The organism is Legionella sp. (assembly GCF_965140895.1).
Lineage (GTDB): Bacteria > Pseudomonadota > Gammaproteobacteria > Legionellales > Legionellaceae > Legionella.
The window spans coordinates 13,612-40,122 of record NZ_CBCSKT010000057.1; the positions used below are offsets into that span (position 1 = coordinate 13,612).

The following is a 26,511-nucleotide window of genomic DNA, read 5'->3' on the forward strand; positions in this document are numbered from 1 at the left end:
AATTCCTACTGGACTTCTTTTAAAGTACCACGTTTGATTTGGTCACGTTCAATTGCTTCAAATAACGCTTGGAAGTTACCTTCACCAAACCCTTGATTGCCTTTACGTTGAATAATTTCAAAAAATACCGGGCCAAAAATATTTTCAGTAAAGATTTGCAGTAATAAACCATGTTTAGGATCGGTCTCACCATCAAGCAGAATTTTTTCCTGGTGTAGTTGTTTTACGGGTTCTTGATGCCATGGGATACGATCTTGCAGCATTTCATAGTAGGTGTCTGGAACATCAAGGAAGTGAACCCCTTGTTCTCTTAGACTATGTACCGTGTGATAAATATCATCCGTGGTTAAGGCCATATGTTGTATGCCTTCGCCATGATACTCATGGAGAAATTCTTCAATTTGCGATACATCATCTTTGGATTCATTTAGAGGAATTTTGATTTTCCCACAGGGGCTACCTAAGGCGCGGCTAAGCAAACCGGTCATTTTACCTTTGATATTAAAATAACGGATTTCTTGGAAATTAAAAATTCGCTCATAGAAATCAGCCCATTTATCCATGTTACCGCGGAAGACGTTATGAGTCAGGTGATCAATAAGTAAAAGACCATTGCCTATTGGTGCCGCTGATTTATTCGTCCAATGTTGGGCAAAAGGTTGATGCTGGTCATCAACAAAATAAATGACACTACCGCCAATTGCTTGAATTGCTGGTAAGCCATGATGGGCATGTTCACAATCTTCAAAAGCAGCTGCTCCATGCTTAATTGCATATGTAAAAGCAGCTTTAGCATCATGTACTTTAAAGCCCATCGCACAGGCTCCAGGGCCATGAGTAGCTGCATGAACGGCTGCTTGGCTGTGTGTTGTAGCATTAACTATGAATTGAATCTGCCCTTGTTGGAATAAGGCAATATCTTGGTCTTTATGGGTTGCGGTACTTTGAAAGCCCATATCGAGAAATTGTTGATGTAGGCGTTTTTTGTCTGGGCCTGAGAACTCTAAAAAAGCAAAGCCATCTAATCCACATGGGTTCTCATTTGTTTGCATTCGTTATACTCCTTTATAAATTTCCTTATTTGGCCTGGGCTTCAGTTAGCAAACTTAAGCCTATACTAAGTGCACTAAAAACAATCCATCGGCTATGGGTAGCATACTGGTAAACACCCGCTGGTCATTCTTAATCAGATCATTAAGTTTTTTGATTTCTCGGGTCTGGCCGTTGGTGTCTTGCTCATCGAGCACTTTACCATCCCAAAGCACATTATCAATAGCAATGATGCCTTTAGGCTGAATCAGTTTTAATGCCAATTCGTAGTATTGAACGTAATTGGTTTTATCTGCATCAATAAAGATAAAATCAAATTTTTGTTTCCAACCCTCGTCAATGAGTGCATGCAGTGAATCTAGAGCTGGCCCAAGGCGTAGTTCAATCTTTTGTCCTTGCTGGGCTTCTTCCCAAAAAAGATGGGCTTTTTTAGTCCACTGAGCACTAATGTCACAGGTGATTAAACGACCATTCTCAGGCAGGGCTAGAGACATAGCCAGGGCGCTATAGCCCGTGAATGTTCCTAGTTCTAATACATTTTTGGCACCTATAGTGCGTAAAAGAAACTGCATGAATTGTGCTTGCTCTGGCGCAACTTGCATGTTTGCAAGCTCCATTAAGGAAGTGTCCTTGCGCAAGCGTTCCAAGGTAGGATGCTCGCGCAATGATTTATCCAAAATGTAGTCATAAAGCTCTGGAGTCAGGCTTAATTGTTTCATTATGCTAATTTCTCTTGAGCCATTGCATCGGCAATTTCATTTGTGGGTACATTTTCTTTTGCCGAACGAGCAAAAATTTCAGTTAAATGTTCACGAATGTTATCGATTTGCTCATTGATTTGACTCTCAGGAGTATGCAGATATTTAGATGCCGCGAAAATTAATCCACCCGCATTAATTACGTAATCTACTGCTAAGAGAACGCCTTTTTCATGCAAGACTTTACCATGATACGTATGAGCAAGTTGGTTGTTTGCTGCACCAGCAACAATAGTTGTTTGCAACTGAGGAATAGTAATGTCGTTGAGTATTGCACCTAAAGCGCAGGGAGCAAATACATCACAAGAGACTTTGTGGATTTCTTCAGTAGTTACAGGCTTAGCTCCGAATTCTTTAATTGCTTTTTCTACTGCGGCAGGAGAAATATCCGCAACAGTTAGAGTAGCTCCTAATTCATGTAAATGCTGAGCCAGTAGATAACCGACATGACCTAAACCTTGAATGGCAACATGAACACCCTTAAGATTATCTTTACCTAATTTATACGCAACAGCTGCTTGGATACCACGTAAAATTCCGCGTGCAGTCGAAGGCGATGGGTCACCATCATATTTAGATAAACTTGCAATATGGTTGGTGTGTTCGCCAATAATGTCCATATCGCTTAAGAGAGTACCACTATCAAGAGCAGTGATGTAACGGCCATTTAACTCATTAACAAACTGGCCAAACTTATGCATGTAGCCAGCACGGTCAAAAGTGCCTCGTGGTTTGATAATTACTGATTTACCACCACCTAAAGGTAAATTCACGGAAGCAGCTTTATAGCTCATGCCACGAGCAAGACGCATTGCATCTTTAAGGGCTGCGGCAGTGCTAGGATATTCAATAAAACGGCAGCCACCTAAAGCGGGGCCTAATTTAGTGTTGTGTATGGCGATGATCGCTTTCATGCCTGTTTCAGGATCTACTTTAAAATGTAAATCACCAAACCCATGTGTTAGGGCGTATTCTAAGAAATCATCATCAGCGCGTGCTGAATTATCAGTGCTTATATTTTCAACAGACATCATTATCTATACTCCTGTTACGAATATTTTTTTGCAAAGTTATAGTCCTATTTAAAAATTAAATCAATGATAATTTGGTTTCTGATGAGTTGCTGGTATAAACTAATTTGAGTTCGACATGTATTTTTAATTTGGAGAAGGTTATGCGACAGGCAGTTGCTAAGGTGCTTGCTTTGATGGCAATTACTCCGTTTGCTTTCGCGGCAGATGCAGTATTTCCACCTCAGATGGTTCTCGACAAGGTTCTTTTTCAAGTTTCAGCAAAGCAATGGGTAACGACTCAATCAGCATTATTGGGTGTTAATATTAATGTTACTTTGTCCAGTGCAGATTTGGTAAAAGCTCGCTCTGATATTATGGAGCGCTTAAATAAGATTGCTGCAGGAGATTGGCATTTAACGGCCTTTGAACGTTCACAGGATAGTTCCGGTTTGGAAAAACTCTACGTTCAAGCCCAGGCACGCGTGAACCAATCGGCATTAACGGCTATTTATCAAAATGCTAAATCAGTAAGCGTTCCTGGTGCGAAATATGAGATTGGCAGTGTGGAATTTAAACCAGGCTTGGAAGAGGTTCAGGCGGTTTTGGTTAAAGTGCGTGAGCAATTATATCAACAAGTGAATGATGAGCTAGGGCGATTGAACAAGGTATATCCAACACAAAACTACAGCGTGAGCAATTTAGTTTTTGTTTCTGGTGACCGTTCGCCAGTGCAACCCTTAAGAGCTTATAAAGAAAATACCATGATGGCCGTGGGGGCTGCGGCACCTGCATCTGAAGTGTCAGTAAGTAATGAACTGACGTTGACTGCGGTAGTTGAAGCCGCTTCGAATCGGAAACCTTAGATAGGTTGAGTTAAAGCCTATATATTAAGCCGATATTTGTTATCATTAAGGCAGTTTTTGTCATCCCGTGGTAATTCGGCCTCGATTCGAACTATTGAAAAGGTGAGAACCCCTTTTTTGTAGTACCTGGCGAATCGATTTCAGGCAATGAGGCTGCTGCCTGACTACTTAAATAATGAGGAGTAAATTTCTTGGTTGTTGAACAAGTTATTGGACACCGTGGTGCATCGGCATATGCCCCAGAAAACACCCTGGCTGCATTTAATAAAGCATTAGAAATGGGCTGTCGTTTCATTGAATTTGATGTGATGTGCAGTGACGATGGTGAGCCGTTTATATTCCATGACGATAAGTTAAAAAGAACGTCTAATGGGTGTGGTGAGATCGGGAAGGTTAATGCCGATTATTTACGTTCTTTAGATGCTGGCTCTTGGTTTTCTCGAAAATACAAAGGCGAGGCGATCCCCCATTTTCAAGAAGTTTTGGAGTGGTTGGTCAGCTCCGATGTACAGGCAAATATAGAAATAAAACCTTATCCTGGAACCGATGAGCAAACCGCCATAACGGTACTTACTCATATCAATCGATACTGGCCGGAAGGGAGAGCATTGCCTTTGGTTTCCAGTTTTTCCTGGGATGCTTTAGTGATGTGTCGCAATTTAGCGCCAGAAATGCCTTTAGGACTGCTCTTTCACGAATGGGATGAGCAATGGTCGCAAAAAGCAAAACAATTAGAGTGTTTTTCCATCCATTTTAATCGGAAGATATTAACCGCTGAGCGCGTGAGAGCCGTTAAAGAGCAAGGATATGTAATATGTGCTTATACGGTGAACCGTAAACGCCAAGCACATAAACTATTCAAATGGGGGGTAGATGCTGTTTTCAGTGATTATCCAGACCTCTTAGCATGAATAAATTGATCGCTTGTTTATTGATATTCTTCTGTGTCTTATCCGTGCACGCCAAACCTGTTGAGCTGGTGCTCTGGCATGGGATGGCGGGGCAGTTGGGAGATGAGGTTAAATTGCTTGCCAATGATTTTAATAAGAGTCAAACGCAGTATGTTATTAAGCCTGTTTATAAAGGGAATTATGTCGAAACATTAACAAGTTTTGCGGCAGCATTTCGGGCGCATCAGCCGCCAGCGATCGTACAAATTTTCGAAGTGGGTACAGCAATCATGCATTCAACTCAGGGAGTGATTAAGCCGGTTGATGCCTTAATGCAAGAGCAAGGAATCAGTTTACCTAAAGAAGATTTTATTCCTTCGATTCGTGAGTTTTACAGTAAAAATGGACAGTTACAGGCGTTGCCCTTTAATCTTTCCGTACCGACATTGTACTATAATATAGATGCTTTGGCTAAAGCGGGGTATAACAGCAGTAATTTTCCCCAGACTTGGGAGGAAATGGAAATATTAGCCCAAGAGCTTAAAAAGACAGGCTATGATTGTACTTATACTACGGCTTATCCTGGCTGGGTACTTTTTGAGTCATTTTTAGCGATTCACGGTTTACCACTAACGCAAGGGAAACCCCTGACGGCAGTTTTTGATACTCCGCAATTAGTTAGCCATTTTAAACGCTTGCAGCGCTGGCATTCACAACGTTATTTTCGTTATGCCGGACGAGTAGATGACGCTACTATTTTATTTACTAGTAATGTTTGTCCCTTATTTAGCCAGTCATCTGGGGCTTATAATAGCCTTGCAGCTTTAGTGCCATTTCGTATGGGGGTGGCTACTATGCCTTTGGATACCCAAATCAGTAAGGTACGGCATGCTAATGTAGCAGGTGGCGCTGCTTTATGGGCTGTGGCTGGACAAGATAAGGTGAATTATAAGGGAATAGCCCAATTCTTTGCATTTATTGCCCTGCCGCAAAACCAACAGCGTTGGCATGAGCACACCGGTTATTTGCCATTAGGTTTGCAAGGTCAGTATGCGGGCATTGTGAAAGCCAGCAATCATCCCAATTTAGTATTGGCGCAAGCCGATTTAAACAGCGGCACACAAGAAGAGCCATTAAAGTATTTTGGCCCACAAAATCAAATTCGTAGTATTAATGATGAAGTTTTGGAGGCAATGTTTGCAGGTTTAATCAGCCCTGAAGCGGCAGTACATCAAGCATCAGTACGTGCTAATCATGTATTGTTGCGTTTTGCTCGAAATGTCTTGGTGAATGATGGGCCGAATATTTAAATAGTGGGTGTGAATGGTTTTAAAAGCAAATCAAGAAAATATGTAGTGCATAGGTATTGATGTATAGAGCACTTATGGCGCTTGTTGTATCAAACAATCTCATGCTTTACCGAGTAATTTGCGGTCAAAATGATCGCATGTTACAATAAAAATACAGTAAATAATGAACGTGCTACCATGCCCCTAATCCTCTCTATATTTGATTTTGACCAAACTTTGACTAAAGGAAATACGCCCAGTTCCGCTTACCGTCCTAATGAGCCGAATCGCTCTTACCAGGCAGGAAGAAAGATGGCGTTCCTCCAGGCAAAAAAAAATATAGAAAAGTATCTGGTTCATAATGAGGAGCAAATTAGCGCCATAGCAACGTATCACAACAACCCTGCCTATATCGCTGGTTTTGTATCCACACTACTCAGGCAAGATTTGATTTTCAATGAGACTATTGTTTTACCGGAATCTCCACCTATAGCCATAGATATTTATAAAGTGACCGGACAAGAACATCCTTTTTTAATTTCTTATATTCCAGATGTAGCGTTTTCCAAGACAGTATCCGCATTGCAAGAAACAGGTAAAAACAAGCAGTTAAGCCATTTAGAACAGGTAATTAAAGAAAAAAAAATACTACCTTCTGATAGTAAAGCGAAGGTAAATTTCTATGATGGTACAGAAAAAAATTGTTCACAGGCGATACAACACCCTTTGATTAACAACAGCTATCAGGTAGATACTCAATCGCATGATTTCAAAACTATCTCAGTAAAGCGCAAATTGAAGTTGCATTGTTCATCGTCTGTCTTGCCACCGCAGCCGCAAGAAGGATTATCATCGAGTCTATTTTTGCGAATGATGAGTAGCCCTGCCTCTAAAGTCATTGGGGGCTTGCTTCTATTAGGAGGATTAGCTGCAATAGGATTTGTTGCCTCAGGGGCAACGGGGGTTGGTTTTGGCGTGGGATTGGGCCTCATGACGGGATGCTTTTTTACACGCTACACTAAGCCCAAACAGCCGACAACAGACGCGCCAATAAGCCACAACATATTAACCAATTAGTTTGCGAAAATGAGCAACTCAGTTGCCTGGAATATAATGTGTTATTGGGCATTCACAAGTGCAGTAGGTTTTGGGTCCCGCCCTAAATTGAGCTTTGGTATGGCTCGAAGCCTTGTTGGAACTGAGATAGCGTACCCAACTTATCATTATTAACATAATTAAATTTTTTTTATAAAGAAAGAGATGAGTTAAAGCACGCTATTTTTTGGGCAAACCTAAAAGCAAAAATAAAAAAATTTATTGATGATTTTGATGGATTGGCAGAGGATATTGATGTGGGATTTAAAATCGATCATTTTAACTAACTATTATATACTTACAGTTCACTACCGCACAGGCCAGTTGTCCATAAGTGGTATTTTTTGGCCAGCATGGTTGAAAAAAATCCTTTGGGCGTTATAATAGATCAAATTAATTACTGTGAGAATATAGGCTTATGCTAAGTAGAGAACGTGCACAACAAATACAAGACATTTTAAATGGCAATGAGGCTGCTTGGCGTGAATGGAATAACACAAGGATAGCTCAGGATGAAATAACGTTTATTCAGCAAATAATCGCTCTTAAACGTCAGCAAAATCCTGATGATCCCTATACCTTAATACTCTCTGCCAGGCTCTATATGCGTAACAACGAGGTGGAACAAGCGATTAAATTGTATGAGCAGGCATGTGCTAAAGGGTCAACATTAGCGATGAATACACTTGCTTTATATTATTATGACCAACAGCAATATCAGCAGGCTGCTGATTTTCTTGGCCAGGCTATCGTAAGTGGCTCTTCATGGGCAAAGGAAATTTATTCAGATCATTCCTTCCGTTTTTCATCGTTATTTGTACAGCAGATAAAGTCCCATATAGAACAACGTGTAAACACAGCAGAACAGCAAGATGGCTACATGCTAAAATTGGTAGAATTCCTTCTTCAAAAACAATCTACGATTAAATCGCTATATTATTATAAGATGCGCTTGCACTTACAACTTAATGAAAGCACAGAAGCGACTCAGTGCTATGAAGCGCTCGTTGCAGAGGATAGCATAACAACAGATGACTTGAATGATCTTGCAACGGCTAACTTGAGTGATGAAAACATAGAAAAAGCGTGCGTCCTTTTTTATAAGGCGTACTTAAAAGGGGGAGATGAAGAAAGCTTAAAAACACTTCATCTTACTTTGCGCGATGAGGTGGATGGTAATTTTCAAATTACTGAAAAAGACAACAAGCAGCTTACTATTTTAGTATTAACACACCATGCCCAATTCAATACAGAAATGTTCGCCAAATTTTTAGAAATCCAAAAGCCTGCAATACTCACGCTTATTTTAGAAAATCAATTAACATTTAATCAGTTAGCTGAAATAACACTAAAGAAAGAGAAACTTGCCCGGAGGGAATTATTTAAGAATTATTACCAAGAATATTGGGATGATTACTTTAAAAAGCATTTGCACTACGCCGCAGCTTATCTTATTGACCTCAATGATCCCCGGCAAATAATCTTGTTTATCCAATCATTAACGCCAGAGCAGCAACAAGAACTAACGGATTTTCTGCTTCAGCAAACCCAGAAAAATCTATGGCAAGAAAGGATAATTAACACCTGCAATTACTGGGAATCAACTTTTTATTTTTTACTATATGTTTCCACGAACGTATGGCTTTGGTCATTGTATAGCCTTGTCGCTAGGTACGAGGCTATAAATGACTCACTTCACTGGCATGCGGGTATGCATGAGTTTTGGAGCAATTTGTTTACCACTTTAAGCATTATTATTTTCGTTATCCCCCATGCAGGGATTGCAGCAGCAACTAGTCTAATTTCTTTTGTTCCGGGGTTAGTTTCTGCCATAATAGGCCTTGGCTTTACGATTACAAATACGTTAACCCAACATGATTTGCATCAACGCAATGAAGAATATGGCGGGAAAGAGAAGTTAAACACATTACAAGCAAATCTGCAATTTTTCTTGCCTGCAACAAAATCCACTGCATCTCAACTGGTTGAAACGCAAGAAGAACTCGCTGATACAATGGCCTTCTTGGTATAATATTTTGGCATACTCACTTAGTGCTTATCGAAATGGCACTAAGTGAATGCGGTCGTAGGTTGGAGCTAAACGAAGTGCAATATTTTGTCCCTTAAGATATCCCATTCATTTATCAATGGGCTTGGGAAAGGAACATTTTGAGCGTTATCGTGATGCAAGTGTTGCCGCGTTGTTTCGACTTATTGATAGGTTGCAAGATTTAGTTGCTCAGTGAATAGGCGGAGCTGTTTGTTTTTCTCTCATCCATTTTATTGACCGGCGTTTGTTGCATGAATAATAAAGTTGGCGCATTTAGAACAGTTGTTACAAATATCTTCGTTCCATTGCTATTCTCATCGAGAGCAGATAGATCACGCAAATCGGTTTGAGGCTGAGAAAGTGTCTGCCATATATCTCGCATAAGTTGATCATAATCTTTAGTTGATGCCCAATTTTCTTCTTCTAGATTATTTGCGACGATGTATTTAATTGCTTCAAAATGAGATTTATTACCTCCTTTAGTTTGCAATATGTATATCATCTCCTTTATTTCTACGCGGTCTTGATACGAGGTAGCCGCTTTAATTTTTGCTGAACAATATAATTCTAGGGCTATAACCACTTGGGTGGCACTATCAGTTTCGGTAAGGTATTTTTGACTACAAGGGATCGGGCGGTATTGTGCGAAAAAATTAAAAAAAGTTCGTATTCTATTTTCTTCATCGCTCAAATCATGAAGTTGCTGAATGATGTTATTTGCATCTTGAGGAAGCAATGGTTCTTTGGGGATGGTGTAATCGGAAAAAGATCGTAGCCGTGCATCAAAAATAGTTTGGCATAAGGGGGTTGCAAGTACCTTGGTTAATACGCTGAACTTAGACAAATGCTCTTCGTTGTACACAAAACTACTAAGATCAAATAGTTGTATTGCGTGCTCTAAGCCATTTATAGCAACGCATTGTGAGAGGAAGTCAGTAATAAGCTCAACATTTACTCCGGCTTTTAGCAGTCGTGTAATCAGTTCAATATATTCAATGGGGTTGGTGGCATTGTCTAAGATACAATGAAGTGAGTGTTCATTTAATAATTCGAATTCATCAAGTTCTTGCAGGAGATTAGATAGGGCTTTTTGGGCTGAAGCGGTTAATTCAGTAAACAGGTTTGGATGTTCCTCAACGCTTTTCGGGAATTTTTTTTGCCAGTATTGTAACATGATCAATATCCATATGGTGAAAAAATAGTCACAAGGTTAACCTCTCTCCGTAAATAGTCAATAGCGGATAAAATAAAAAAATTGCCGTCATTGAGGTAGGCTGGGCTTTTAGCCAAGCTTACTTTTCTAATAAGCCCTAAGGCTTATAAAGGCTCTAAAAAACGAGCAAAGTTTGGTTTTTGATTCAGCCTATATTGATAGACCACATAAAATGCCATGACATTTTTCAAATAGTTACGTGTTTCTTGCCAAGGCAATGTTTCAATCCAAACGTCAATTTCTTTCGGCGGATGGTTTCTTAACCAATAGACCACTTGTTTGGGACCGGCATTATAGGCTGCGGCCATCAGAATAGGGTGATTATCAAATCGTTTTGCCAATTGTTTTAAATAGGCTACTCCAATGTTGATGTTTTTCTCTGATAAAAATAGTTGATCCTTATTCTGATAGGAAATTCTATCCGCTTTAGATACCACACCTGCCGTATATGGCATAACCTGCATTAACCCTCGTGCGCCCACGCTAGAGGTGGCATCTTCTCTAAATCCACTTTCCTGACGGATAATGGCATAAATAAATTCTTCAGACACCGCGTATTTTTTAGAATATTGCTTAACAGCGGTTTTATAAGCGAGTGGGAATCGCAAAATAAGTTGATTATTCAAACGATCTGTATTGCTTAGGTAAACTGATTTGCCATGCCATTGTAAATTGGTATCAATCCAATAAACTAGTGCGCTGGCTTCATCTTTTGGCAACTCGCTAATAAAATCATTTAATAGGCGAGATGCAGGTAGGGTGTTTTTACTCAGATACAGAGTTTTTACCTGCTCCAGAAATTCTTGATAGGGTTTTAATACATCCAAGTTTTGTATTGGCGTTTCATTAACAAAGCTTGGAGTTTGTTTAAGGCGTAAGCTGGCAAGGAAACCATAATATTGTCGGCTCTTTGCTAAAGGCTCATAAACAGCGCGTGCTTCAGCGGTTTTCCCTTGTTCTTCCAAAGAACGTCCTAACCAATATTGCCAGCAGGGTGCCTCTTTATTTTTAGAATTATTAATTAAGGTGTTTACTTCTTTCCAGTCATTACGTTTTAAGGCGTAACGTATTTCCCAGTCGAGCAAAGTATCGTTGTAATATTGAGGGGTGACTTTCGCAAACCACTCAGACGTGTCTTCACTATTGCGCATCGCTTTATACAACGCAACATGGGCTAGAAATTCCTGCTGTTGTGCTTGGTTTAACAGATTGGATGTTTTGTTTTGTTGCCATAATTGCAGCGCTTTATCCATATTGATGGAAACCATGCGCTTTAAACCATAAAGATAAATCGCACCGTTTAAACCACCTGGATTGAGTTTGCTAATGGCGCTTGGGCTTTGTACTACCGCATTTAAGGTTTGCATGTCTGCCGGATGCGGGGTTTTGTATTGCTTTAATAGATAACGTGCTAACTGGATATTGCGTCGGTCTAAAGCAAGCGCAATTCGTTGGCTAATTAAATTTTGATCAAATTTCTCATCACGCATTAAGAGGTCAAACAAGTTATTACAGGCAGTAGGCAGGGATTCTCCGCTAAGCCATACGGGAATTGCATCTTTTAATGCTTCTTGATGAGTCCCTAAGTTGTATTTTGCAATTTGCTCGTAACAGACAAGATTTAAATCATTCGATGGCTGATAATATTGATTATAGGTCGTCCAATCTTTCGTTCTGGCTAACTCATAAAGCCAGCGTTCACGTAATTTATTAGAAAGAGGGGTGGTTCCTTTAACAAATTCAAGAAAGATAGGGGTTGGGGGAATCGGTAGTTTCTGGCTTAACGCTACATAGGTATTAAAGCGCTCCATATATTCTGATCCAGTCAGGGCCAGGCTTGTTTGTGCGCTGATAAGTCCACATAAGAGGAGAATTATTTTTTTCATAAATTATCTTTCGTTGGAATTAAATAGTTGTTAATTGGTCACGCATGGCTGCGATCGTTTTTTGGTAGTCATCGCTGTTAAATACAGCAGAACCAGCAACAAACTGATTGGCCCCAGCACGCGCTAAGTCAGCAATGTTTTGGATGCTAACACCGCCATCAACACAGAGAGCAAGTTGGGGGTAAGATTGGCGGATTTGCGTTATTTTATTAATAATTTCTGGAATCAATTGTTGACCACCAAATCCAGGATTTACCGTCATAACCAAGACAAAATCTAACTTATGAACACACCAGGTAAGTACCTCAATCGAGGTGGCTGGATTAAGCACAAGACCTGCTTCACATCCCAAATCGTGTATCAGTTGTAAGCTGCGATCCAAATGGATGCTGGTATCATGATGAATACTGATTCGTTTGGCTCCCGCTTTAGCAAATGCTTCGATTAGGGCATCTACAGGTTCAACCATTAGGTGAACATCGATAGGCAAACCGGGGAAACGCTTGACCAATGCGCTACAGAATGCGGGACCGAATGTTAGATTGGGAACATAATGATTGTCCATGACATCAAAATGAATAAAGTCGGCTCCTGCTTGCATAACGGCATCTACTTCCTCACCAAGACGAGTTAAATCAGCAGAAAGCATAGAGGGTAGAATTTGATAAGTCATGTTGTGCTTTTTAAAATAGTGCAATGGCATATATCATATGCTGTTCTAGGAAAACATTCTATATGGATATTGAGTATAACTAGGTAAAGTCAGGTTAATCTGGACCGATTTGCTCGCGGCCACTAACCGCTTAATCGCGCAAAAATTAATCTCAATATTGAGTATTTGCTCAAGACATGGGATAATACCAAGGCATTTCTGCTCGTGTAATTTGAATATTACTGAGACCTAATCATGCTTTTTAGGAAGAATAATATGAGTCAAAATTGGCCTACCAGAGACAGAGATTTAGATACTGCACGTGTAATTATGGAAGAGTATGCCAGTGAGCGAGAGAGTGACTCATTAGGGCTTTTTGAAATTATTGTTGACACTGCCGAAAAGCGCATGAATTTTTGCTTATCCGGATGGGTTGTTAACTTAGCGAAGCATTTTTATCTATTGTATGGAGAGAGTCAGGGGGATTTCGTGACTCGGCAGGTAATTACACGCTGCATTACCCAAGGCAATACGTTACACTAAACTCAGTGTGGTTCGTTTGCAAGCAACCAACAGTACTTACTTAAGTTTCTTGTAAAGGATACTTCGACTTACCGCGGTCAAGCTGCAGTAAGTCGGTTAAACTTCTTAACTTACGATATTAATATCATCATCATTCTTTTTCTTTTGACGTTTCGTCCACAGCCAAAATGCCAGAGCCATACATATCATTAAAACAATAATTACGGATACGATAAGGATGAATACGCGCTTTGCATGTTGCTTTCTTGTTGCTTCTTCTAATAGCTTTTTAGCGTCTGCTTTAGCCTCTGGTGGTTTATAGCCTGGGGAGCAGGCTTTTCCATTCAATAATGATTTAAACAATACTTTGCGACCGCCTACCATCTGGGCGCTAATTTGCACGATGACGTCTTCTTCTGAAAAGCCACGCCGTTCGCATAAATAATATAAATCCGCGACCCAGCCTTCTTTGGTTTGCTTGAATGACGTTCTTGCCGGTTTATCTTTGTAGAAAATTTTGATCTTGACACTTTCTGGATTGATCACGTCAGGATGCTGTAGCTGAATCATCAATGAATCATGCTTGGAATTAATCATTTGCTCAAAAGGAAATGGTTTTATAAGCGCTTGATATTCATTTTTTTTGTTGATGTAAGTCCCTTCAGTCTTGAAAGTTGCTTTGTAAGTTCCTTCAGGGATATTTAGGATAAAGGTGTTTGAAAACACGCCATTTTGGTCATAGGGAACGACATAAGAGAAATTGTGTTCATCATTAGTCAATTGAAAATTCATTTTCAGGTCTTTTGCAGCCATATCGGATTTAATAGGCTCATTCTCTTCTTCAAGGTAACCGTTTAAGGTGAGTAACTCACCAATAAAATAGGTGCCGCTGCTAAAGTTTGTACCTATATTAGTCGCAGTTAGGATGAGAACTTGCTGTAATTGTGCTTCTGGACCCGATAAAGTCCACACTCCTGAAGTAGGGGATTTCATTTGCACTACTTCATAATTTGCAGTAGCTAGGATTCCATTATTTTCCTTAGCGAGCGAATATTTGCTTCCATCAGGTGCGGTTAGATACAGGCCATTAATATCTGCCTTTTTTTTGAAAATTAAAGTAAACTGACTCTGTTTATTGGGGATTAGAATCGAGCGTTTGGACGCTGTATCTGGAGAGCTAAGGCTAATTTCTTTTGGGGCTGTGGACTCGGCAGTGCCAGGAATGCTGAGTAATAAATAAAAACAAAAAGCGATGTAAATTAAGTACCAATATTTTTTCATGAGAAGTCCTTTTCTCAACTGCGATTTTTCTAATAAGAATGACAGTTAAGATACTGAAAAATACTAATAATTGTACCCTAATTATTAGAAAAAATACATCAAGAAGGAGCTCTAAGGTTTCACTGACTTATAACAAAAATAACTAGCATAAAAAAAAGGCTTGATGTATAAATCCTGATTTTAAGTGTTCATGCTCTGGTCACAGTGAAAAATGACTAATAGTTGGTAGTTGATTATGAATTTCAAATCGAGAACGGAAGCTTATTCGTATGCTATTTTATTGCTAACGCAGTTAAGCAAACGACATATAACGGGTGCTTTTGATATAACAAATGCCCCTCTTAACCTGTTCAATGCCTGCATTTGCAATCTAAAAATGGCTATGGAGGATCATGAACAAGATCTAAAAATTATCGTAGAACTTATTGATGAATTTATATCTCAAGATGATATTCTTCAGGATGAATGCGTTTTACTCAGCGAACTGAACTCTAATATTCGAAAAAGTACCTACCAACAAACGATTAAAGAAAAATTTGATAATCCATTGGCACGGCGCTGGGAGTCTGAACTGGCTATAATTTTGTTGTGCAGACCAACTGCCGCAATGATGGAGGCGGTACAAGAGGTTTCCACGCAAATTCTTCGTTTTATAGAGCAATTAAGCATACTTAAAGATAAGTTTGATTGGTCTTTTTACATTGATATATTTAGTCGAAGTTATCATGTTATCTCTTTTGGGGCTGAAGAAAATCCTACCCTTGAAGGAATAAAAAAAATATTGGAAGACAATCAGCCCGAGCAATTAGCCGAAATAATGCATATTCATTATAAATTTGCTCAAGGCATCATCCGAAAGTTTCCTATTACGGGGATAGAAAGAAAACCTGTAGGTAAAATGGCGGAAATTGTAGCCAATATTTGGCAGGGGCCTGCGGAAAAATTTTTTTCTGAGGGGTTAAGCGATCCGGTGACGGGGGCGTTAAATAGAAGTCACATTCCCGACACTCTGATGTATGGTTCTCCTCTGTATAAAGCACTAGAGAATCGCGGAAAGATGTCGAGTGCTTTTGATGAGGAAGGCACCCAGCAGTTAGGCTTATTGTGTTGGGGGCAAGAAGAATATGAAATTGGTCTGCCTACACATCATTCGATTTGGGTTGCTGACTGCAAGGCACAAGAAGCGAATCTTAAGTCCCAATATGTTCTTGATCTCATGGAGAATGATGCTGTTTATGTTGCAGGACCGTCAGGCATGACGAGTGTACTTTTAGGTCAAATGGAAATATTGGCTAATTTTCCAACTGAAAATTTAAAAAAGAATTACTTATCTGCAGTGATGGCTTATATTGTTGCTGCGGGATTTCATAGTATTCATGAGGTGATAGCTCCCGCACACTATGCATTAGGCCTGGTACCTGGTTATGAGGTTCATGTTCCACAACTGGGTAAATTAGCCCCTCCACCAAACTATAATCAATTTTTTGTCCAACAAGAATTTGCTGATCCTGACTTTGCAGCGCGTCGTGATGCTGCATGGGAGAATTATCTTCGTTATTTTAGCCAGCATTATGTGCCACGTTATTTGACTAGGCCTGTGGAGAGGGAAGGCTCTTTATCCGAATCAAGCCAATTAGGTAATGCACCAATTGATCCTGCCTTGCTAAATCATGTTGCGTTGGAAATGAACCGATACATCAATGCCCGGGGTAGTAGCAATGGCAGTTTAAGCTTTATCAGTTGGGGGTTTCGCAATAACTCGTTAACCAAAAAGAAATTGTCTTTGGCAATTGAATTTAATCGTCAAGCCGCATTGGTGAAGACAGTGCATGAGCTTGATGTATTGGTTGCTAATACCGCGAATGAAAATTTAGCTATAGAAGAGAAAATGGGTAAGACCTATGGTGTTTTAACCCAAAGTGGTTTGAATCGTAGTTTAGGTCATATTAAAACGATAATTAAAGAGCATGCTTCTCTCCATGAAGTGAAGCATGGATTATTTTAAAGTTGGAGCTATTTATGTCTCAAAAATTGTGGGGCTTTTTTAATAAGGGGGCTATGGCTGGAAAGCAGCGACTATTCAACATGTTGGAGAATGTGAATAGCGAAATAACCATTGCTGATTTCGATACCTTTCCCATGAACCACGATGATGTTGCACGATTAGAGAAAATAATCAGAGATAATACCAGGTTACAAGTTATCTCATTAGTAGATTGTAATTTGAGCTCTGAGTATCTAGAGCTGTTAGCGATGGCCGTATTAAGTAACAAGACATTACAAAAATTTCAGGTGGAATTATTTTATGATTGCAGTGAAACACTGCGCGATCTCATGACTTCGGTCGAATTGCACCTCATGAATAATATGATGTTGAAGCTGGATAGTTCAGTAGATGAACGTGCATCGAACGCTATTTCTGTGTGAAGAATAATGTAACCTGGTTGCAAGCAACCAGGTTTTCCTTAAACGACAGTCAAATCAAAATTGCAGTGTGACGCTAAAATTCTAACAAATATTTATCATAATTTTGTTTATATTCTGGTGAACCTTGGTATTGCAACAAGGCCTGATTTAACGCAGTCAATAATGCTCCTTCACTAGGATTTACCGCAATACCAAGTCCATAACCATACATATACGGTGGGCCTGCTAATTTGAAGGTATCAGAGGAATTCGCCGCCCAATAATTTGCGGTTGGGTTATCGAGTAATATAATGTCTACCTCACCTTTATTTAAACCAGTTAGTTGGTCTGATACGGTAATATAGTATTTGATTTTCGGATTTTTAACTCCCATGGTATTTAATTCTTGCTCAAATACGGTCCCAGTTTCCAAACCTATCCTTTTACTATTCAGAAACTCTAAAGTAAACGGCTCTGTTTTTACTTTAGGTGGGGTGACAAAACGCGAATAACTAAGCAGATAAGGCAGGCTGAAGTTTACAACCTTGGCTCGCTCAGGAGTAATGGTAATGGAGCTCATGGCCATATCAATTTGTTTGCTGGCTACGGCATCTAAAAGCGCATCAAAACGCATGATGTGATAGTGACAGGTGCGTCCCATTATTCTGCACAAGGCATTCATTGTGTCGATGTCAAAACCATAGATTTCGTTTTTTGAACCCCGCATCACAAAGGGCGGGTTAAAGTTTTCAGTTCCAATATTTAAGACAGGCAAATCCTCAGCAAATAATGCTGAAGAAAAGCAAATGCCTGCAAGCAAAAGGCTACGAAAGAAATTCATTTTAATTCACTGAATAATTATTGATTTTTATAGATTATAACGAGATATTAGTTTTGGGAATGAAAAATTTCATTATTAACGTGAATTCAGGATAAGAATCCAATTTATGCCAATAGATACCTCCGAGTTACGCGAATCTAAATCATGGTTTATTGAAAAGCATTTTTCGGATTTATCTCATCCGTTAAGCGATGCGGTAAAAGAACTGGTTTTGGTTAGCGATTATGCCTGCAAGCAAGTGATGTTGCTAAAGCAGCTTTTAGCCACTGATAATTGTCTTGCGCCATTAATGCGAGAGGAATATTTTCAAGTCCTAAACAATATATCTCTAACCTTGCCGCAAGCCAATTTTGCCCGAGAATTACGCCAGTTTCGGCATACTTATTTATTACGGTTATTACTGCTGGAGCTGGCAGGACTTAGTAGCACGGAACAGGTTATACGTTCCTGGTCTGATTGTGCGGATGCGCTCATCGTACATGGATTGGATTATTGCCAGCATACTCTTTCTTCGCGCTACGGTATTCCTCGAGATAAAGAGGGAAATCAAGTTGCTTTATTGACCTTGGGAATGGGGAAGCTGGGTGGGCGAGAATTAAATTATTCTTCAGATATCGATCTTATTTTTGCTTACACTGCGACTGGTGAAACCGATGGCGACGAGCCTATTGAAAATCAGCAATACTTTAATAAAGTGGCACAACAATTTAGCCAATTACTGCAAAATATAACTGCGGATGGATTTGTATTCCGCGTGGATCTAAGATTACGACCTAATGGGGATAGTGGCACTTTAGTCCCAAGTCTTGCGGCAATGGAGACTTATTATCAAGAACAAGGACGTGATTGGGAGCGCTATGCCATGGTGAAGGCACGCGTAATTTCTCCATCACTTGATGAGGCACATCCTTGGTTTGAACGTTTGATAACCCCCTTTGTTTATCGACGCTACGTTGATTTTAGCGTGATTGAATCATTGCGTAGCATGAAAGCAATGATTGAGCGAGAAGTACATCTCAATCCTCGTTTGGATGATATTAAGCGGGGGAGAGGAGGGATTCGGGAAGTCGAATTCATTATTCAAAATTTTCAGTTAATTCATGGAGGCCGTTTACCGCAATTGCAGACACAAAGCACCCTGGAGGCGCTTGCGGTATTAAAACAAGAAAGCTTATTGCATCACAGCAACGCGTTAAAGCTGGCTTATTTATTTTTACGACGACTTGAAAATATACTGCAAAGTCAAAATGATCAGCAGACCCACTCCTTACCCGAAGATCCGGTAAAACAAGCGCAAGTAACTTTAGCAATGGGTTTTGTATCTTGGAATGAACTCTTAGAGCGGCTGCATCAATATCAGCGTATTATCAGCTATGCCTTTCATGCCGTAATGGGAAAGGTTGATTATTATGAAGATGAGAAAAGGTTATTGGCGAATCAATTGTCGAGCCTTTGGCAAGGGCATGTTGAAACGGGTATGGCGATTAATTTATTAATCAGTTTGGATTTTGACAATGCGGAACATTGTTATCAAATGATCCATGCATTCCGCCATGGTCCTCGTTGTCGCCGCCTGCCTCAGGGGGCGCGCATGCGTTTGGACCGTTTTATGGTTTTGCTTTTAACCGAATTAACGCGGGTGGAACATACCGACAAGGTGTTATTGCACGTTTTGCATTTATTAGAAAATATTGTCGGTCGCAGCGCGTATCTGGCTTTATTAACTGAAAATCCGCATGTTTTAATCGAGTTACTCTTTTGGTTTGCGCATAGTCCCTTTATTACTTCCTTACTAGTAAGCCAGCCATTTTTATTAGAGGTGTTGTTAGATCAAGGACAAGAATGGCGCCCGTTAACACGTTCGCAATTGCAGGAATTGCTTTGGGAAAAATTGAAGCATTATCCGGAAATGGAAGTTAAAGAGGAGTTATTGCGTCAATTTAAGTTAACTAATTGGCTCATGGCGGCACGTGCAGAACTCTATGGCTTTTGCAGCTCGGTACGTATTGCGCGTTTTTTGACGGATGTGGCGCAAGTAATCGTGAATGAAGTTTTGAGCTTAGCCAGTGAGCAATTAAGTCTGCGTTATCCGGAAATGAAACAAATGCACTCACAATTTGCCATCATTGCTTATGGTAAATTGGGGAGTCGGGAAATGAGTTATACATCCGATTTGGATTTAGTATTTTTGCATACGGTAAAACCTGAGGATGAAGCATTAGTTACGCGTCTAACGCAGAAAATTTTGCACATGCTGACTACGCGTTTGCAATCTGGTGTTTTATATCCAGCCGATACCCGACTGCGTCCTTCAGGTTCTGCAGGCTTACTCGTGAGTCACATGGATTCTTTTGTCGAGTATCAAAAAAAACAAGCTTGGACTTGGGAGCATCAGGCTTTATTAAAAGCGCGCATCTTAACGGGTAATACCGCGATTAAACATGCTTTTTTACAATTGAAAAGGGAAGTTTTGTCTGTGCCACGGGATAAGGACATCTTGCAGAGCGAGGTCCTTGCTATGAGGGCCAGAATCGAACAGCATCAGGAGTCTTTGCCTTTGAAGCATATCCCTGGAGGCTTATTGGATTTAGAGTTTTTAGTACAGTTTTTAGTGCTTAATTCAGGTTGTCCAGAGCTTGCGTGTTCTACCCAAACGTTGGGACAGTTAAAGCGATTGCATGCGGTGAATATTTTAAATAAAGAACAGTTCATGGTCCTAAAAAAAGCATATCGCTATTATCATCATGTATTACATTTACAATTGCTACGCTCTGGAACCGACATTGATGAGGATATTCCTAAACAGGTTGCGGCTATTTATCAGCAGTATTTGTCTCATTAGGTGTAAGCTTTTGCTAGTCTTTTCTTGTAGTTCCGCCGGATCCATCAATCTGCGACAGGCCGCGTGAATTTGGCTGCAGTCGTTGGTTGTTCACTTTGACAAAGTCATAAGTTGTAACTATCTTTGGATCGAGCTTCAATATAAAGGATTAAAAATGAACGCACTCTATACGGCAACAGCTAAAACCCATGGTGGACGCAATGGGCATATAGAAACAACTGATGGTCTTTTAAAATTAGATTTAGTAATGCCAACAGAGCTAGGTGGAAAAGGCAACGGGGATAACCCCGAGCAATTATTTGCCTCAGGCTTTTCAGCCCAGCCTACGATTGTCCTTTGAGTTGACGTAATTGTCTGTTCAGAGTGTATGTCTCGAATCTTGGCGGAACGTGAGGCTAAATAAATGGTTACGAAAAAACTAACTCGCATCCCTGACTTGTGTTAAACGCTCAATCATCACATTAAATGCATCTGCTTTACTGCGATAAATATCATCATAAGACACATGAAACGTATTAAACTCATCTTCACATTCAACCTGATCTTCTAAAAGCTCAGTAATAACCTGTTTGGATAACAAATAGAAATCATTTTCGACTTCAAAACTGATAATCCATACTTCTTCGCCTATTTTTAAGTCTGTCATCATTTCCTACTTTTTTAATTGAATTCCGCGAATAAATCATAATCATCGCTGTCAGTAATGCGTACCTCAGCAAATGAACCAACTGTTACTCCTGGGGTAGGAGGTAAAATAACTAATCCATCAATTTCAGGGGCATCACTTTTACTACGTGCAATGATGTGTTCTGGCGTCATTTCATCAATCAACACCGTTTGGATGCTGCCGATTTTTTGTTCTAATTTCTTGCGGCTAATTTCCGCTTGTAATTGCATAAAGCGATGATAGCGCTCTTCCTTAATTTCTTCAGGAACCTGATCAGCTAAATCATTCGCTTTTGCACCTTCAACAGGTGAGTATTTGAAACAGCCTACGCGATCTAATTGCGCTTCTTCTAAGAAGTTAAGCAGCTCCGTAAACTCTTCTTCTGTTTCTCCTGGGAAACCAACAATAAACGTAGAGCGTAAGGTAATATCAGGACATATCTCACGCCATGCGGCGATTCGCATCAAGGTATTTTCACTGCTTGCAGGCCGTTTCATTGCTTTTAACACTCGTGAGCTTGCATGCTGTAATGGAATATCAAGATAAGGCAGAATCAAGCCATCACGCATTAATGGGATAATGTCATCAACATGAGGGTAAGGATAAACATAATGCAGGCGTACCCAAATACCTAATTCACCGAGTTGCTTGCATAAATCATAAAAACGAGTATTTATCGTTTTTCCTTGCCAGCTTACCTCTTCATAACGCGTATCCACACCATAGGCACTGGTATCCTGGGAAATTACTAAAATTTCATTAACCCCAGCTTCTTTTAATTTTTTCGCTTCAGATAAAACCTGAACTAAGGGATAGCTTTGTAATTTGCCACGCATGGTAGGGATAATGCAAAACGTACATTTTTGATTACAGCCCTCAGATATTTTTAAATAAGCAAAATGGCGGGGGGTAAGTTTAATTCCCTGAGGAGGAACTAATTGCATGAAGGGATCCGCTGGAGGAGGAAGATGTTCATGAACCGCATTCACCACTTCTTCATAAGCATGGGCACCACTAATATGTAACACATCGGGGCAAGCTTCTTTGATAATATCTGCTTTAGCACCAAGACAACCAGTTACAATAACACGGCCATTTTCTGCCATGGCTTCTTTAATTGTATCCAATGATTCTTTAACGGCACTATCAATAAACCCACAGGTATTAATAACCACCACGCCTGCATCGTCATAGCTGGATACCAGCTCATAACCTTGAGCGCGTAATTGAGTAATGATTCGTTCTGAATCTACTAATGCTTTAGGACAACCTAAGCTAACAAAACCGACTTTATGATTCATAAAACTCTAGCTGTAAAAAAAATGAACGAATTATACCCTTTCTCTATAGGAATGTCGACTATTTAAGAAATTTTACTTTAATCTTGCTCTCGCTCGGACGTATTTGTAAGAAATAAGTAAAGAAAAAAAGATTATGCCCATCAAGTGGTAAAAAATTGAGTATCATTAAGTAAGAAATTTTCGCTTAGGAGAAATTATGGGTAATCGAAAACAAGATTTGGCGCGTTTGATTGAATTAAAAAAAATTACCGATGCGTTGACTGAAGAGCAGGAAAAAGAACTTAAGCGGTTGAAGTTCAGACGCATCAAGGATGCTGAATTACCTGTTTCCGAGCTAGAAGCTAAATTACACGAGCTTGATGCAGCGACAGTCTCGGTTAGCAGCGAAAATATCGAAGAGCTTATTGCCGACTTCAACGAAGCATATGCTGGTGACGAACACTATGAAGCGCCTAAGGTCGAGGAAGATAATTCAGTTAACTTTAAATTTGGTTCACAAGAAGCATGCGCTAAATTTTTCTTGAAGCAAGCTGAAAAAGGACAGGCTTTTGTTCTGTTTGATCCCGCAACGAAAATGGTCACTGCCTATTCAAAGGGTGATGGAAAATTATACCATGCGGCTGATGACAACGAAGTGAAACCAGGTGATGTACTCCGTGTATCGGATAAAAAGAATGAAGATTTTGAAATCCCTGGTTTACCACCAAGACAGGGTACACCCTAAATTTTAGTCTGCTCTTCCGTTCCTCCTTTTCTGCCACTCTGAATGTATATATCAGGGTGGCCATGCTTTATGTCTATTCTAAAACCAGGAGACAAATTTTGCTCTTGATTCACCTTCTTAATATTTTATTCATTCAAGTGTATTAAAATAGGGCGAACTTTTTTTGTAAGGAAAGGATATGCCCACTCATAATCTTGATACACCGGTTGTGTTATTTAATCATCATGAATATGGTCAACGACTATTATTTAAGAACGGTATTACTAATCCTCGCGATGTCATTGGAAAAAATGGCGTTACGTTTCATGGTAATTTTTCTTCGTTGTTTTATAAAACAATTAAATTTCAAGCTCAAGTAGCTAGTGAATCAGGAAAATACGAGCTTCGAGAGTTTTGTATTAACCGCAATAGCTTCATTAAATACCTTGGTGAAGATGCTCATAAAAAGTTACAGGATCAAACAGATAATCATTACTCTAATTGAAACCACCATAAAGGCAATGTTGAAAAAGCGGACGTCAACGCTTACAGATGAATTTGATCTGGCGCTATCTCAACTGGATGGGTATGCACCGCTTATAATTCGACGATATAAGTCTGAAATTAAGGCAATAACTGACGCATTGAATAAAGAAAAGAATCAAGTGATCATTGCAGGTTATCCACCATTCCTTAAAGATCTTACCGCATATGCGCAAGAGAAAGGTCATAACTTTGATGAGTTTTCCGTAATGGGTATTGTCGGCGGGCAAGCTATATCTGAAGCCATGCGCGATCAATTAATACAGCATGGTTTTAATCACATTTATTCTTCTTATGGTGCCTCAGATTTAGATATTAATTTAGGTGTTGAAACGGAATACGAAATATCAGTACGTAAGGCAATTGAAACCAATCCTGGCCTTGCTCGCGAGCTTTATGGCGAGAACAAAGGTTTGCCGAATGAGGATCAATGCGAAGAATATGCTCATTCTTTGCTAAATAAACTGGTAAATCTAAACCAGGATTTTCGTTATCAGGTAGAAAAGTTAGATGAAGGCACGGCATTACCATTAGTGCGTTTCTTTAAGCGTCACCAAAGCCCTATTAGTGAAGCCGGCGGTCATCGTAAGCAAGTTCTAATTTTCCAATAGAACGTTAATTTACCAGCGGATTATCAATTCCCAGATGCTGAACAATGCTGTGGATATGCCCTTTCAAAATCAGGAAGTGTATTGCAAGCACAAGTTAGGGGTTTGGGACTCGCTGCTTGCAACTAATCTAAAGATATTCCATTATTCCGGCTCTTGAACTACCTGATTAAGCTTCGTTAAAAACTCATCCGCAGATACTTCACCAACCACAAGTAACTCATCATGTTGCATGCCTTTGGCATCAAAAAATACAAAGGTTGGAGGCGCGATTACATTAAAATAATTCAATATGGTTTTATCTCTAGCACTATTCTTGGTGACATCCACTTTCAGAACCACAAATTGTTCCAAGGCTGTTTGTACTTGTGAATCTTGAAAGGTTGTAGCATCCATAACTTTACATGCAGTGCACCAATCCGCATAAAAATCCAACATCACCGGTTTGCCGCGAGCTGCGATAATCTTCTGTTTTATTTGATTTAAGGAAAGTTCTTCGTGAGTTTCCATTTTAGATGGCATCACGCTTGCTGCTTGTGAGACGGTTAACGGTTGCAGGGGATTAGTTGCTCCCATACTGGTCCCAATTAAAATCAGGATGCCATAAACTAATAAAATAATTCCCACACTTTGACTGAATTTTTCTTGATTGCTTGAGGAATGAGCCAATGCCCCACAATAAATACCAGAAAAAATAAGTAAACTTGCCCACAGTGCCATGCTTACTACTGCTGGAGCAATACGTGAGATCAACAAAATGGCAACAGCGATGAATAGAACGCCAAAAAAGGCTTTAATCGTATTCATCCAGCTTCCTGTTTCTGGTAGCCATTTTCCTGCAGAAGTACCAATTAGAAGTAAGGGGGTTCCCATACCAAGTCCTAAAACCAGTAGGGTGAAGCAACCTAAAAGAACATTTTTGGTTTGGGCTATATAGGTTAATACGCCGATTAAAGGGGCAGTAACACAAGGAGACAAGATTAGCGTAGATAAACAGCCCATGATTGCGGCACCTAGATAATGACCACCACGTTGGCTACGACTGGTGCTGCCAATTTTTGTTTGCCAGGAATTAGGTAATTTAAATTCATAAAAACCAAACATGGATAAGGCAAGCAGCATAAAAATGATGCTCAAGAAACCAATAGACCATGGTGATTGCATGCTGATTTGCAGATTCGAGCCTAACAGGGCAACAATTGCGCCGACAATGGCATAAGTAACCGACATGCTAAGTACATAGCTTAATGAGAGAAAGAACGCTTTGCGTGTCGTAATTTCCTTTCCATGACCAATGATAATCCCTGATAAAACAGGAACCATAGGTAAAATACACGGGGTAAACGATAACAGTAATCCCAAGCCATAGAAGGTGAGTAAGATCATTGCCCAGTTCTGGTTCTCAAAGATTTTGCTAAGTTCACCTTTGGGTGGGACAGGGTTTGTTGCAGGCCGATTTTCTGTCTCGGCTAAGCTTACTTTGCTCAACTCCAGCTTATCATTAATAACGAGCAGAATTTTTTGCTCTTCCGGTGGATAACAAAAGCCATCATCAGAACATCCTTGATAACTTAATTGCAGGGATGTTTTTCCAGGTTTATTGCCTAAAATGGCAATTGGAATTGAAACTTTATCTCGGTAAACAGTGTATTTTTGCCCGCGTTTATCTATTTTTTCCAGCGTGGGAGGAAGACGTAGGGGGCCTAATTGCATGATGTTATTTTGCTCAGGCTCCAATTTAATGCTATTAGAATACAAGAAATGCTGCGGTTTGATCTTGAAATCGACTGTAAAAGTGTTGAGATCAACGAGGTCTACATTGACCTGAAATACTTGAACAGGAGGAAGAGGGGCCGTATATCCCATAATGGTAGTAAAACAGCATATAAAAAAGAGCAACCATTTTTTCATTTGAGACCTTGATAACAGCAATGCAATTTACTTGATTGTAGTTCGAATAAAGATAAAACGTAACTCTTAAATGTTATTTCTAGATGCGAAGTACTCACTGTACTCTCTTTTTTTATCAAAGTCTCGA

Annotated in this window: 23 protein-coding genes and 1 pseudogene; 13 read left to right on the top strand and 11 right to left on the bottom strand. The window is 39.8% G+C overall.

The annotated features are described in order from the left end of the window. Positions 1–5: 5 nt before the first annotated feature. From hppD to ACQY7T_RS07140, 3 genes are read right to left on the bottom strand one after another with little or no spacing between them, the layout of a single operon-like run. A complete protein-coding gene (gene hppD / locus ACQY7T_RS07130; RefSeq protein WP_428412274.1) occupies positions 6–1,052 on the bottom strand; it encodes a 4-hydroxyphenylpyruvate dioxygenase in 1,047 nt (348 codons plus the stop codon). Between the two features lie 60 nt (positions 1,053–1,112). Further along, the gene (locus tag ACQY7T_RS07135; RefSeq protein ID WP_428412276.1) at positions 1,113–1,769 is read right to left on the bottom strand and encodes an O-methyltransferase; all 657 of its coding nucleotides are present in this window, start codon (positions 1,767–1,769) and stop codon (positions 1,113–1,115) included. Beyond that, positions 1,769–2,842, bottom strand: coding sequence for a Leu/Phe/Val dehydrogenase (locus ACQY7T_RS07140; protein ID WP_428412278.1), 1,074 nt, complete (start codon positions 2,840–2,842; stop codon positions 1,769–1,771). Before ACQY7T_RS07140 ends, ACQY7T_RS07135 begins: the two co-directional genes overlap by 1 nt. 140 nt (positions 2,843–2,982) lie before the next feature. Here ACQY7T_RS07140 and ACQY7T_RS07145 point away from each other — a divergent pair, with 140 nt between their 5' ends. The 5 genes from ACQY7T_RS07145 to ACQY7T_RS07165 all read left to right on the top strand — a co-directional run bounded on the left by ACQY7T_RS07145 (position 2,983) and on the right by ACQY7T_RS07165 (position 8,990). Next, a complete protein-coding gene (locus tag ACQY7T_RS07145; protein WP_428412280.1) occupies positions 2,983–3,684 on the top strand; it encodes a hypothetical protein in 702 nt (233 codons plus the stop codon). A gap of 191 nt (positions 3,685–3,875) precedes the next feature. Further along, complete coding sequence (ugpQ, locus tag ACQY7T_RS07150) at positions 3,876–4,595, top strand: glycerophosphodiester phosphodiesterase (RefSeq protein WP_428412282.1); 720 nt, start codon at positions 3,876–3,878, stop codon at positions 4,593–4,595. Further along, positions 4,592–5,884, top strand: coding sequence for an extracellular solute-binding protein (locus ACQY7T_RS07155; protein WP_428412284.1), 1,293 nt, complete (start codon positions 4,592–4,594; stop codon positions 5,882–5,884). Before ugpQ ends, ACQY7T_RS07155 begins: the two co-directional genes overlap by 4 nt. Before the next feature lie 129 nt (positions 5,885–6,013). Beyond that, the gene (locus ACQY7T_RS07160; RefSeq protein WP_428412286.1) at positions 6,014–6,940 is read left to right on the top strand and encodes a hypothetical protein; all 927 of its coding nucleotides are present in this window, start codon (positions 6,014–6,016) and stop codon (positions 6,938–6,940) included. A gap of 436 nt (positions 6,941–7,376) precedes the next feature. Next, positions 7,377–8,990, top strand: a complete 1,614-nt coding sequence (locus tag ACQY7T_RS07165) for a hypothetical protein (RefSeq protein ID WP_428412288.1) — start codon at positions 7,377–7,379, stop codon at positions 8,988–8,990. A gap of 199 nt (positions 8,991–9,189) precedes the next feature. On the opposite strand, the gene ACQY7T_RS07170 is transcribed toward ACQY7T_RS07165, so the two are convergent. The 3 genes from ACQY7T_RS07170 to rpe all read right to left on the bottom strand — a co-directional run bounded on the left by ACQY7T_RS07170 (position 9,190) and on the right by rpe (position 12,780). After that, the gene (locus ACQY7T_RS07170) at positions 9,190–10,182 is read right to left on the bottom strand and encodes a hypothetical protein (protein WP_428412290.1); all 993 of its coding nucleotides are present in this window, start codon (positions 10,180–10,182) and stop codon (positions 9,190–9,192) included. 143 nt (positions 10,183–10,325) lie between these two features. After that, on the bottom strand, positions 10,326–12,107 hold the full coding sequence (locus tag ACQY7T_RS07175) for a transglycosylase SLT domain-containing protein (protein ID WP_428412292.1): 1,782 nt from the start codon (positions 12,105–12,107) through the stop codon (positions 10,326–10,328). 19 nt (positions 12,108–12,126) lie between these two features. After that, positions 12,127–12,780, bottom strand: coding sequence for a ribulose-phosphate 3-epimerase (gene rpe, locus ACQY7T_RS07180; protein WP_428412294.1), 654 nt, complete (start codon positions 12,778–12,780; stop codon positions 12,127–12,129). 255 nt (positions 12,781–13,035) lie between these two features. Here rpe and ACQY7T_RS07185 point away from each other — a divergent pair, with 255 nt between their 5' ends. Next, a complete protein-coding gene (locus ACQY7T_RS07185) occupies positions 13,036–13,302 on the top strand; it encodes a hypothetical protein (protein ID WP_428412296.1) in 267 nt (88 codons plus the stop codon). Between the two features lie 105 nt (positions 13,303–13,407). Here the strand turns inward: ACQY7T_RS07185 and ACQY7T_RS07190 are convergent, their stop codons facing one another. Further along, positions 13,408–14,562 (bottom strand): hypothetical protein, encoded by a 1,155-nt coding sequence (locus ACQY7T_RS07190; RefSeq protein WP_428412297.1) that lies wholly within the window; start codon positions 14,560–14,562, stop codon positions 13,408–13,410. A 235-nt stretch (positions 14,563–14,797) separates the two neighbouring features. Here ACQY7T_RS07190 and ACQY7T_RS07195 point away from each other — a divergent pair, with 235 nt between their 5' ends. Together ACQY7T_RS07195 and ACQY7T_RS07200 are read left to right on the top strand one after the other, a co-directional pair. Next, positions 14,798–16,567, top strand: coding sequence for a hypothetical protein (locus tag ACQY7T_RS07195; RefSeq protein WP_428412299.1), 1,770 nt, complete (start codon positions 14,798–14,800; stop codon positions 16,565–16,567). Between the two features lie 14 nt (positions 16,568–16,581). Then, positions 16,582–16,989: a hypothetical protein gene (locus ACQY7T_RS07200; protein ID WP_428412301.1), complete on the top strand. Its 408-nt coding sequence runs from the start codon at positions 16,582–16,584 to the stop codon at positions 16,987–16,989. Positions 16,990–17,062: 73 nt separating this feature from the next. Here ACQY7T_RS07200 and ACQY7T_RS07205 read toward each other — a convergent pair whose 3' ends face one another. Further along, positions 17,063–17,809 carry a transporter substrate-binding domain-containing protein gene (locus ACQY7T_RS07205; protein WP_428412303.1) on the bottom strand — a complete coding sequence of 249 codons (747 nt, stop codon included), beginning with the start codon at positions 17,807–17,809 and terminating at the stop codon, positions 17,063–17,065. A 106-nt stretch (positions 17,810–17,915) separates the two neighbouring features. Here ACQY7T_RS07205 and glnE point away from each other — a divergent pair, with 106 nt between their 5' ends. Together glnE and ACQY7T_RS07215 are read left to right on the top strand one after the other, a co-directional pair. Next, positions 17,916–20,651: a bifunctional [glutamate--ammonia ligase]-adenylyl-L-tyrosine phosphorylase/[glutamate--ammonia-ligase] adenylyltransferase gene (gene glnE / locus ACQY7T_RS07210; RefSeq protein WP_428412305.1), complete on the top strand. Its 2,736-nt coding sequence runs from the start codon at positions 17,916–17,918 to the stop codon at positions 20,649–20,651. 154 nt (positions 20,652–20,805) lie between these two features. Continuing rightward, positions 20,806–20,970 (top strand): annotated as a pseudogene (locus ACQY7T_RS07215) (organic hydroperoxide resistance protein); the annotation flags it as partial. A gap of 99 nt (positions 20,971–21,069) precedes the next feature. Here ACQY7T_RS07215 and ACQY7T_RS07220 read toward each other — a convergent pair. Further along, positions 21,070–21,300, bottom strand: a complete 231-nt coding sequence (locus ACQY7T_RS07220) for a hypothetical protein (protein WP_428412307.1) — start codon at positions 21,298–21,300, stop codon at positions 21,070–21,072. Between the two features lie 11 nt (positions 21,301–21,311). Continuing rightward, positions 21,312–22,619: a 30S ribosomal protein S12 methylthiotransferase RimO gene (rimO, locus tag ACQY7T_RS07225; RefSeq protein WP_428412309.1), complete on the bottom strand. Its 1,308-nt coding sequence runs from the start codon at positions 22,617–22,619 to the stop codon at positions 21,312–21,314. Positions 22,620–22,815: 196 nt separating this feature from the next. Between rimO and ACQY7T_RS07230 the strand changes: the two genes are divergently transcribed. From ACQY7T_RS07230 to ACQY7T_RS07240, 3 genes are all read left to right on the top strand, one after another. Further along, positions 22,816–23,343: a hypothetical protein gene (locus ACQY7T_RS07230; RefSeq protein WP_428412311.1), complete on the top strand. Its 528-nt coding sequence runs from the start codon at positions 22,816–22,818 to the stop codon at positions 23,341–23,343. Between the two features lie 178 nt (positions 23,344–23,521). Continuing rightward, positions 23,522–23,827, top strand: a complete 306-nt coding sequence (locus ACQY7T_RS07235; protein ID WP_428412312.1) for a hypothetical protein — start codon at positions 23,522–23,524, stop codon at positions 23,825–23,827. A 16-nt stretch (positions 23,828–23,843) separates the two neighbouring features. After that, positions 23,844–24,476, top strand: a complete 633-nt coding sequence (locus tag ACQY7T_RS07240; RefSeq protein WP_428412314.1) for a hypothetical protein — start codon at positions 23,844–23,846, stop codon at positions 24,474–24,476. A 141-nt stretch (positions 24,477–24,617) separates the two neighbouring features. Here the strand turns inward: ACQY7T_RS07240 and dsbD are convergent, their stop codons facing one another. Further along, positions 24,618–26,384 (bottom strand): protein-disulfide reductase DsbD, encoded by a 1,767-nt coding sequence (gene dsbD / locus ACQY7T_RS07245; protein WP_428412315.1) that lies wholly within the window; start codon positions 26,382–26,384, stop codon positions 24,618–24,620. Between the last annotated feature and the right edge of the window lie 127 nt (positions 26,385–26,511).